Source organism: Myxococcus sp. AM010 (assembly GCF_013372585.1).
Classification (GTDB): Bacteria; Myxococcota; Myxococcia; order Myxococcales; family Myxococcaceae; genus Myxococcus; species Myxococcus vastator.
This window is the reverse complement of record NZ_JABXEO010000148.1, coordinates 1-9,193: the sequence shown is the minus strand read 5'-3', so window position 1 is coordinate 9,193 and position 9,193 is coordinate 1. Positions and strand designations below refer to the sequence as shown.

The 9,193-nt window shown below is 68.7% G+C and carries 10 protein-coding genes; 3 read left to right on the top strand and 7 right to left on the bottom strand.

Annotated elements, in window-relative coordinates; all coding sequences use genetic code 11:
• Window positions 1-578, bottom strand: a 578-nt coding sequence (locus HV826_RS35135; protein ID WP_176421388.1) for a general secretion pathway protein GspE, incomplete at its 3' end; no start/stop codon positions are given.
• 61 nt (window positions 579-639) lie between these two features.
• The gene (locus tag HV826_RS35130; protein ID WP_176421387.1) at window positions 640-1,476 is read right to left on the bottom strand and encodes a DUF4292 domain-containing protein; all 837 of its coding nucleotides are present in this window, start codon (window positions 1,474-1,476) and stop codon (window positions 640-642) included.
• A gap of 43 nt (window positions 1,477-1,519) precedes the next feature.
• Here HV826_RS35130 and HV826_RS35125 point away from each other — a divergent pair, with 43 nt between their 5' ends.
• Together HV826_RS35125 and HV826_RS35120 are read left to right on the top strand one after the other, a co-directional pair.
• Window positions 1,520-2,242: a MotA/TolQ/ExbB proton channel family protein gene (locus HV826_RS35125; RefSeq protein ID WP_176421386.1), complete on the top strand. Its 723-nt coding sequence runs from the start codon at window positions 1,520-1,522 to the stop codon at window positions 2,240-2,242.
• Between the two features lie 18 nt (window positions 2,243-2,260).
• Window positions 2,261-2,713, top strand: a complete 453-nt coding sequence (locus HV826_RS35120; RefSeq protein WP_176421385.1) for a biopolymer transporter ExbD — start codon at window positions 2,261-2,263, stop codon at window positions 2,711-2,713.
• A gap of 97 nt (window positions 2,714-2,810) precedes the next feature.
• On the opposite strand, the gene HV826_RS35115 is transcribed toward HV826_RS35120, so the two are convergent.
• From HV826_RS35115 to HV826_RS35100, 4 genes are all read right to left on the bottom strand, one after another.
• Window positions 2,811-4,655 (bottom strand): acyl-CoA dehydrogenase, encoded by a 1,845-nt coding sequence (locus HV826_RS35115; protein ID WP_176421384.1) that lies wholly within the window; start codon window positions 4,653-4,655, stop codon window positions 2,811-2,813.
• 168 nt (window positions 4,656-4,823) lie between these two features.
• Window positions 4,824-5,489, bottom strand: a complete 666-nt coding sequence (locus tag HV826_RS35110) for a MaoC family dehydratase (RefSeq protein ID WP_176421383.1) — start codon at window positions 5,487-5,489, stop codon at window positions 4,824-4,826.
• Complete coding sequence (locus HV826_RS35105; RefSeq protein ID WP_002636736.1) at window positions 5,489-5,938, bottom strand: MaoC family dehydratase N-terminal domain-containing protein; 450 nt, start codon at window positions 5,936-5,938, stop codon at window positions 5,489-5,491. The genes HV826_RS35110 and HV826_RS35105 overlap by 1 nt, the downstream gene beginning before the upstream one ends.
• A 14-nt stretch (window positions 5,939-5,952) precedes the next feature.
• Window positions 5,953-6,954 (bottom strand): dihydrodipicolinate reductase, encoded by a 1,002-nt coding sequence (locus tag HV826_RS35100; RefSeq protein WP_176421382.1) that lies wholly within the window; start codon window positions 6,952-6,954, stop codon window positions 5,953-5,955.
• Between the two features lie 237 nt (window positions 6,955-7,191).
• On the opposite strand from HV826_RS35100, the gene HV826_RS35095 reads away from it, so the two are divergent.
• Window positions 7,192-8,307 carry an HD domain-containing phosphohydrolase gene (locus HV826_RS35095; RefSeq protein WP_176421381.1) on the top strand — a complete coding sequence of 372 codons (1,116 nt, stop codon included), beginning with the start codon at window positions 7,192-7,194 and terminating at the stop codon, window positions 8,305-8,307.
• A 9-nt stretch (window positions 8,308-8,316) separates the two neighbouring features.
• On the opposite strand, the gene HV826_RS37730 is transcribed toward HV826_RS35095, so the two are convergent.
• On the bottom strand, window positions 8,317-9,193 hold an 877-nt coding region (locus HV826_RS37730; protein WP_255217566.1), incomplete at its 5' end, for a peptidylprolyl isomerase.

Genomic DNA, 9,193 nt, shown 5'->3' with positions numbered 1-9,193 from the left:
GGGGGGGGACGGGCCGGGGCCGGAGCGGCGCGCGGCGCGGGTGCCACGGCCGCGGCTTCCAGGTCCTTGAGGCTCTTGACCACCGTGCGGCCCTGGGCGTCCACCACCTTGAAGTTGGTGTCCGCGTCCTCCAGCTCGTGGTTCTGCTCGTAGATGCGCGCGAAGGCCCGGGCAATGGAGGTCCGGCCCGCCACGTTGGGGATGATGCGGCACTTGGTGACGGCGCGAAGCTCGTCCAGCATGCGCATGTTGAGCGGATCGGCCATCGCAACCACCAGCGACTTGCCGTCATCCCGCAGCTGCAGCGGCAGCACGGAGAAGTCCCGCGCCGTCTGGGCGGGAATCTTCGCCTTCACGTGCGGCTGCACCATCTGCACCGCGTCCAGGTTCACCGCCGGCATTCCCAGTTGCTTGGACAGGGCGCGCACCAGGATGTCCTCGGAGACGAGGCTCATCCTGACCAGGATTTCGCCCAGCTTGCCGCCCCACTTCGCCTGCTCGGCGAGCGCGGACTTCAGCTGGCTCTCCTGAAGCACGTTCGCCTTGATCAGCAATTCACCAAGCTTGATCTGTGCCATGTCGTGGCACGCACTCTAGACTGTCTCGGCAGCGTGCGCCCCTTCTTCCGCGCCTGCCCGGTCAGGAACCTGGTGCCAGGGGCGCGGACGACCCGGAGGCGGGCGCCCCGGCGGGCAGCTCCCGGCCGGCGGCATCCACCTCCACCACCCGGGCCCCCTCGGGGGGAACCAACTCGTAGAGTGTGAGGTCCGGCCGCGCGTTGAGTTTGATCTGCTGGTAGCGGACCTGGAGCTTCGTCTTCGCCTGCTTCGCCTCCAGTGACACCCGGCCCGGGAAGATGAGCCCGCCCTGCTCCAGGAAGTCCTCGAAGCCCAGGTCATACCCCGGGATGCCCCGCACCTGGCTCTTCATGATGCGCAGGTACCTGGTGTGAACATGGAGAACCTGCGTCGCCTGACCCTGGTGGAGCGTCAGCACGTAGACGCCCTTGTCGCGGTCCAGCGCCAGCGTCATCCGCTCCGGAGGGATGAGCGGCACCTGCCCGAGCAGGATGGGCACCAGCTCCTCGCCCGGCAGCATCACGGGCAGGAAGCGGGACACGTTGGCGGGGCTGGCGGGGCCCTGGTACCAAGTATTGGTATCCGCCTGATACAGCCCGAAGCGCTGTCCGTCGGACACCAGGGAGGCGAGCGGCCTGTTGAAGAAGTCGAACGTCTCCAGGTGCAGCATGGCCGGCCGGGTGACGGCGACGAACATGCTCAGCGTGCCGCTCTGGTCTGGCAGCTCGGCGCGCAGCTTCGCGTCGCCCTCCAGTGTGACGACGTTCTCCTGGTTCTTCACGACGCGCTGATAGACGGCGTCCGCATCCGTGAGCTCTCCCTCGGGGCCGAACTCGATTCGCTTGGGACAGCCAGAACAGAGCACTACCAGGAAGATTGCGGCGGCTGCGCGGTTCATATGTCCTAGTCTGGGCCATGCCGCCCTGCCCGGTCACCCACCAATGAGCCTGAACGACATCCTCCATTACCTCCGCCTGGGTGGCGTCACCCTCGCCCTGCTCATCTTCGCCTCGGTCGCGGCGCTGATTGTCGCCGTCGAGCGCATCATCGCGCTCTGGGGCGTGGGCGAACGTTCACGCGCCTTGGGTGAGACAGTGAACAAACACCTGCTGCGCGGGGACGTCCTCGCGGCCCGCACCGCCGCCGAGCGCTCCGACGCGGTGGCCGCCGACATCTTCCTGGCCGGGTTCGACCGGATGGAGCGCAGCCGCACCGCCGGGGGCGCCGGAATCGAGGCCGCGGTGGAGCGCGAGCGCGCCCAGGTGGCCCTCAAGCTGCGCCGCTACCTGTGGATCCTGGCCACCATCGGCTCGATTACGCCCTTCGTGGGCCTCTTCGGCACCGTGGCCGGCATCATGCGCTCCTTCAAGGACCTGGGCCTGGACGTGGAGGCCGGCGGCACGGGCGGCAGCGCGGCGGTGATGACGGGTATCTCCGAGGCCCTGGTCGCCACCGCGGTGGGCATCCTGGTCGCCGTGCAGGCGATGGTCTTCTACAACTACTTCCAGGCCCGCCTGTCCCGTGTGCTGGTGGAGCTGCGCCTGATTGGCGACGAGTTCGTCGAGCTGCTCAAGGAGCGGGCCGCCGGCCTGCCGCCGGCCGAGCCCATGCCCCCCGAACCGCAGGCCCCCGCCGCCACGCGCACGGACGCACAGCCCGCCTAGGCCGGAGGAGAACGCACCATGGGCATGGGAAAGACTCCGGGCAGCGATGACGGCTCCGAGGACGGCGTCTTCGCGGAAATCAACATCACCCCACTCACCGACATCTTCCTGGTGCTGCTCATCATCTTCATGGTGACCAGCTCCGTCATCGTGCAACAGGGGCCGGGCGGCGGCGCCAAGGCCGGCCTCAAGGTGAACCTGCCCAAGGGCGGCGCCGCGGACGTCACCGCGAGGACGACGGACCTGTCCGTGGCGGTGCTCGCGGATGGGCGCTTCATGCTGGCCGGCAACGTCGTCTCCCAGGACGAGCTGCGGCAGGCCTTCGATGACGCGAGGCAGAAGGACGAGGAGACGGTGGTCATCGTCCAGGCCGACGAGGGCGTGCCCCACGGCACCGTGGTGCTGGTGATGGAGCTGGCCAAGAAGGCCGGGCTCGCGCAGCTCGCCATCGGCGTGCGCGAAGGCGAATAGGCGGATCCCCCGCTGGAAACACCAAAGCCACCCAGGGCAGCGAGCCCGGGTGGCCTGGGTGCTTCAGGCGCCCCGCCTTTTCAGCGGGGCGCGCGACTCACACGGACGCGAAGGCGGCGTCCGAGATGTCCATGGGCGAGGTGTCCTCGATGGTGAGCATCTTCGCCGCCTGCTCCACGTTGGGCAGCACGTTCCGCGCGTACCAGAGGGCGCTGTACTTCTTGCCCTCGTAGAAGGCGTGGTCCGGGTGGTCGGCGGAGACGGAGGCCTTCGCCTTCTCCGCGATGAGGGCCGCGTCCAGCAGCAGCCAGCCCACGGCGACCTCGGACATCATGTCGAGGAAGCGGTTGGCGGACAGCGGAATCAGCGGGAACTTGCTGCCGTCCTGCGACCAGCCGAACACCACCATGGCGCTGGCCATCAGGGCCTCCTGCGCCGCGGCCAGGGACTTCACGGCCTCGCCGTAGACGGCGTGCTCGCGGTGGGCCTCAATGAAGGAGCCCACGTCGCCCATGAACTGCTGGAAGTGCATGCCGCCCGCCTGGCCCATCTTCCGGCCCACCAGGTCCATGGCCTGGATGTGGGTGGTGCCCTCGTAGATGGAGAAGATCTTCGAGTCGCGGGTGTACTGCTCCACCGGGTAGTCCTGGATGTAGCCGGCGCCGCCGTAGATCTGGATGGCCTGCGCGCACAGGCGGAACGCCTGCTCGGAGCTGTAGGCCTTCACCAGCGGGGTGAGCAGCTCCACCTGGCCCTTGTGGTAGGTGGCCGCGTCGTCGTCCTTGCCGGCCAGCTGGCGCGCCTTGTCGAGGTGCATGGCCAGCTTGATGATGAGCGAACGGATGCCCTCCACGTGCGCCTTGATGTCCAGCAGCATGCGGCGGACGTCCGGGTGCTCGATGATGGCGGCGCGGGGCGCGGTGGGGTCCTTCCACTTGGTGAAGTGGGAGCCCTGCTTGCGGTCCTTCGCGTAGTCCAGCGCGTTGTAGTACGCGGCGGACGCCAGGCCGATGCCCTGGATGCCCACGGCGATGCGCGCGCCGTTCATCATCTTGAACATCTGGCTCATGCCGACGTGCTCGACGGTGCCCACGAGCTCGCCGACACAGTTGTCGTTCTCACCGAAGTTGATGACACAGGTGGCCGAGCCGTTGATGCCCATCTTGTGCTCGATGGAGCCCACGCCCACGTCGTTGGGCTGACCCGAGCTGCCGTCCGCGTTGATGCGCAGCTTGGGGACGATGAACAGCGACAGGCCCTTGGTGCCCGGCGACGCGCCGTCAATGCGCGCGAGCACGAGGTGGATGATGTTCTCCGCCATGTCGTGGTCGCCGCCGGAGATGAAGATCTTCGTCCCGCGGATGTTGTAGGTGCCGTCGCCGTTGCGGCGGGCCGTTGACTTGGCCGCGCCCACGTCGGAGCCGGCGTGCGGCTCGGTGAGGCACATGGTGCCGCCCCACGTGCCGTTGAGCATGCGCTCCACGAACTGCTTCTGCTGCGCGGGCGTGCCACACTCCGCGACCACTTCCGCCGCGCCGAAGGCCAGGCCCGGGTACATGTTGAACGCCGAGTTGGCGCCCGACAGCAGCTCCTCCACCGTCACCTGGAGCATCATCGGCGAGCCCTGGCCGCCGTGCTCCGGGCTCACGCCCACCGTCTTGAAGCCCTGCTCGTAGAGCTTCTTCCACGCGTCCTTGAAGCCCGTCGGCGTGAAGACGGCGCCGTTCTCCACCCGGCAACCCTCCCGGTCGCCCACCGAGTTGAGGGGCCCGAGCACCTCGCGCGCGAAGCGGTACGTCTCCGTCAGCACCGCCTTCGCTTCGTCCGGACCCCAGGCATCGAACGGCGCCTGGCCGGCCACCTGGCCGAAGCCGAACTGCTCGAACAGCGTGAAGAAGATCTCTCGAAGGTCGGTCTTGTAGGTGTTGATCCCGGCGGACATGGCCACTCCTGCGTGACGGCTCGCTGCCCGCCCCTGGTGAAAAAGGATGGGGTCAGCGGCGCGTGGAGACGCAGGAAGTGTGGCGGCGACTGATTTTTGAGTCAACCCCGAATGACACCTCGCGTTGAGGGGCGGTCACAACCGCCCCTTGAGACGCGGTGCGTCCGCCTACTTCTTCGCCTGCCGGGCCGAGGGAAGCGTGGCGGTCTTTGCCGCCGGTTTTTCCCGAGGAACCGTCTTCTTCGACGTGACTCCCTCACGGCGCTCGCTCGCCTCGTCGCCCTCCTCGCTGGGGGCGGCGGCGCTGGTGGCGGACGCGGGCGCGTTGGCGTTGCTCAGGCTCTCCCGAGGCACTTCCACCACGATGGGGGACTGGCCGGAGCGCTGCCGGTTCTCGTCCTCCAGCGAGTAGAAGAGCTGGATCTGCGAGGAGCCCTTCATCACCAGTTCGCCCTTCTGGTTCTCCGCCCAGAGGTCGACCTCGACGAAGTAGCGGCCACCGGAGCCGTGCCGGTCGCTCACGCGGCCCTTGCACACGACGGTGTCACCCGGCCACACCATCTTGATGAAGCGCACATTGTAGCGCCGCATCTGCCCGCCCCGGGCCCAGTCGCTGATGAGCTGGCCGAGCATGCCCATGACGAGCATTCCGGGCGCGTAGACGCTCGGCATGCCCACGCTCTTGGCGTAGAGCTCGTCCACGTGGACCGGGTTGTAGTCCCCGGACGCGCCGGCGTAGCGCGACAGCTGGACGCGGTCGACGGGCGCCTTGGCCAGCGCGGGCAGCTCGTCCCCGACGCGGAGGGCTTCGAAGTACAACTTGCGCGCGGGCATCACGGGGTCTCCTTGGCGGCGCGGACCACCAGCGTCCGGCGGGCGCGGAACACGAGGTTGCCTTCCTCGTCACGGCCTTCGTCCTCGATGACCGCGATGTCCATCTTCCCGGACATGCCTGGACGTTCGAAGACATCGGAGACGCGCGTGGAGACGTAGATGCGGTCCCCCGCGAAGATGGGCCGCTCGTAGTCGAAGCCCTGCTCCGCGTGGAGCAGGCTCTTGATGCCCACGCCCAACAGCTCCCGCAGGTCCGCCGCCGAGTGGAAGGACGCGGGGAACGTGGGGGGCGCGATGATGGTGGGGTACCCCGATGCCCGGGCGTACTCCTCATCATAGTAGATGGGGTTGTAGTCCCCGATGGCCTCCGCGAAACGACGGATGGCGCCCTTTTCGACCTCGTTCAGCGTCGGCGGCGAGGCGCGGCCGATCGCGTTCTTGTCCAGCATTTCCTCTCCTGACTCTAGCGTCCGGCCGGAAGCTCGAGCACCGTGAGGAGCCCTGCTTCAGCGGCCGTCAAGCGTGGCGCGGCATTCACCAGCGCATTCGCGGTGGCCCGGTCGCCCGCCACTCCCCCCGGGATTTCCAACACCAGCTTCGGGTCAGCGTCGATTTCGATACGGTCCTTGGGGTCATCCGCCCCCACCGCGATGGTCAGCTCCAGCCGCACCCGCTCCTGTCCATCCTCCAACCCGACCACGGACTGGAACATGCCAGCCACTCTTCCCTTCCTGACGGGAAACGCGCCGCCGGAGATGTCCTCCTCGGCGAACACGGGGGCTACTTCTTCTTCGAAGTCGTCGCAATCCAGCCCCAGGCCGAGGGCCGCGAGCGCCGCGGACTCAACAAGGCCGACATGGCCCAGTTGCTCACTGTCCACCAGCTCGAAGAACTCTTCCTCCGTCAGCCCCGCGCCCACCTTCCGCTGCAAGGCCTCGCGCCGGGTCCGCGCATCCACCACGCGAGTGACGGTGGCACGACGAACCGGACCGCAGACCTGTCCAGCGACCGCCACCAGACGATCCAGCACGAAGCCCGGATTGACGCCGGTGCCCACCACCGCGACGCCCGCCTCCTGCGCCGCCTGGTCCAGTTCGTCCGCCAGCTCCGGGTACTTCAGATGCGGGAAGGCCAGCTCCTCACAGGTGCTGGCCACCGGCAGCCCCAGCTTCACCGCCTCCATCACCTGGTCGAACACCTTGGGCAGCCGCGAGCCGGTGGCATGCAGCACCACCACGCCCTTGCGCTTGCCCACGGCCTGCGCCAGCGACTCGGAGACCTTCACGCGAGGGGCGGGACCTCCCAGGACATCACCCAAGGGGCGACCCACCAGGCCGGATTGCACGTCCACGGCCCCGATGAGCTCCACCTCAGGTGAAGACATCGCGGCCCGGGCAACTTCCTGACCGATGAACCCCAGCCCCATCACCACCACCGGCACGGGCCCTTCCGGGGCTTTTGCCATCGGAGATTGCTCCACGATTCCAAGGGGTTAGCGATACAGTCCAGCGTTGCAGCGCACCATAAATCACACCTTGGCGGGCAGGCAAGCGTGACGTGGTTCTACCTCTCTTCCTGGATGGAAGAACCTCCAAGGATTTCCATGACTTAGGAGCTCATCACCTGCCTGGGGGGTCTTTTGGGGGCCCGTAGCGGCGTGTATAAAGCTGTACAAGCACGCTGTCCTGGAGGCACCTTGGGCATGGATCGCATCCTCGTCGTGGACGACGACGTCCTCATCCTGGCCGCCCTGTCACGCATCCTCCAGGCAGAGGGGTACGACGTCGTCACGCACAGCGACCCGGCCGTGGCCGCCCGGGAGGTCGGCTTCCAGGTCGTCCTGACGGACTTCATGATGCCGTACCTCAACGGCATCGAATTGCTCGGCGCCCTTCGGGAGAAGAACCCCAAGGCGGTGCGGCTGATGCTGACGGCGGCGGCGGACTTCCGCACCGCGTCCGAGGCGGTCAACCGCGGCGAGGTCTTCCGGCTGCTGGGCAAGCCCTGGTCGCTCAGTGACTTGACGAGCAGCGTCCGGCAGGCCTTCGACCACTACCGGCTGGTGGACGCCAACGAGCGGCTGTCGCGCGAGGTCGCGGAGAAGAACGAGGAGCTGGTGGCCATCAACCGGGACCTGGAGCGGCGGGTGGTGGAGCGCACCGCGGGGCTGCTCGACGGGCTCATCAGCGCCCTGGACTACCGCGACACGGAGACGCAGTGGCACTCGCGCCGCGTGTCGCTCTACTCGCGCCGGCTGGCCCAGGAGGTGGGGATGACGGGCGGAGCGCTGGACGTGGTGGAGCAAGGCGCGCTGCTGCACGACATCGGGAAGATTGGCGTGCGCGACTCCATCCTGCTCAAGCCCGGTCCGCTGACGCCGGATGAATGGGTGGAGATGCGCAAGCACCCGGAGTTCGGCTACCGGATGCTGGCGAAGATGCCCTACCTGCACGAAGCGGCGCTCATCGTGCTCCAGCACCAGGAGCGGTGGGACGGCAAGGGCTACCCGCAGAACCTGGCGGGAGAGGACATCGTCCTGGGCGCGCGCATCTTCTGCCTCGCGGACACGGTGGACGCCATTACGTCCGACCGCCCCTACCGCAAGGGCCGGCCCATGAGCGTCGCGCGGGAGGAGATCCGCCGCTGCGCGGGCACCCAGTTCGACCCGGCGCTGGCGGAGGCCTTCCTCCACATTCCGGAGACGGAGTGGCAGCGCATCCGCCAGGAAGTCGAGGCCTTGGAAGCGGCGGAGCACGCGCGCTGGAACAGCGACCCGCTCGGTCCGCCCGCGCCGCTGGCCCGGGCCAGCGGCGCGTGAGTCAACACCTCAGGGCGCCAGCTCCACCGCGCGCACCTCGCGGATGACGTCCCCCTCCAGGAGGGTGTCCACCACGTCCATGCCGGACATCACCTCACCAAAAGCCGTGTAGCGGCCATCCAGGTGCGGCTGCGGGGCGTGGGTGAAGAAGAACTGGCTGCCGCCGGTGTCCTTCCCGGCCAGCGCCATGCCCAGGGTGCCCCGGCCGTAGGGCCGGCGCGTCATCTCGCAGCGGATGGAGTAGCCCGGCCCGCCCTCACCGTCCCCGCGCGGGTCTCCGCCCTGCGCGACGAAGTCCGGCACCACGCGGTGGAAGGTGACGCCGTTGAAGAAGCCCTTGCGCGCCAGCGCGTGGAGGTTGCCCGACGTGAGGGGCGCCTCGTCCACGTCCAGCCGCACGGTGATGTCCCCCTTGTCGGTGCGTAGCACGAGCCCCGCGCGCGCCGGGGCGGCCACGGGCCGGAAGGTGTTCGCGGGCAGCTCCACGCGCGCCGAGCGCACCCGCTGCCCCGTCAGCCGCGTGAGCGCCTGCGCCGCCACGCGCCGCACGTTGGCGTGCGGGTGCATCAGCCACTCACGCAGCCGGGACTCGGCGGCCGGGCTCCGCAGCGCCACCAGCGCGCCCGCCACCGGCTCGGCCACGTCGCCCGGCGTCTGGGGCACACGCGCCGCCAGCGCCTCCACGGCAGGCAACGCGGCCTCGTCCTCCAGCACGCCCGCGGTGGCCGCCGCCGCGCCCGCCACCACTTCGTCCTCGCCTTCGATGAGCTCGCGCACCGGCGCCGCCGCCTCGGGCACGGGCCGCGCGGACACGGCCTCCAGCGCCGTCAGCCGCACGCGCGCCTCCGGGTGGCGCAGGTACTTCACCGCGAAGCCCGCCCCACCC

Bases quoted from the DNA above. Each gene is read 5' to 3' on its own strand.
- HV826_RS35095 (WP_176421381.1), top strand. From the start codon at position 7,192: ATGGATCGCATCCTCGTCGTGGACGACGACGTCCTCATCCTGGCCGCC.
- HV826_RS35110 (WP_176421383.1), bottom strand. From the start codon at position 5,489: ATGCCCGCGCGCAAGTTGTACTTCGAAGCCCTCCGCGTCGGGGACGAG.
- HV826_RS35105 (WP_002636736.1), bottom strand. From the start codon at position 5,938: ATGCTGGACAAGAACGCGATCGGCCGCGCCTCGCCGCCGACGCTGAAC.
- HV826_RS35120 (WP_176421385.1), top strand. From the start codon at position 2,261: ATGGGCATGGGAAAGACTCCGGGCAGCGATGACGGCTCCGAGGACGGC.
- HV826_RS35100 (WP_176421382.1), bottom strand. From the start codon at position 6,954: ATGGCAAAAGCCCCGGAAGGGCCCGTGCCGGTGGTGGTGATGGGGCTG.
- HV826_RS35115 (WP_176421384.1), bottom strand. From the start codon at position 4,655: ATGTCCGCCGGGATCAACACCTACAAGACCGACCTTCGAGAGATCTTC.
- HV826_RS35125 (WP_176421386.1), top strand. From the start codon at position 1,520: ATGAGCCTGAACGACATCCTCCATTACCTCCGCCTGGGTGGCGTCACC.
- HV826_RS35130 (WP_176421387.1), bottom strand. From the start codon at position 1,476: ATGAACCGCGCAGCCGCCGCAATCTTCCTGGTAGTGCTCTGTTCTGGC.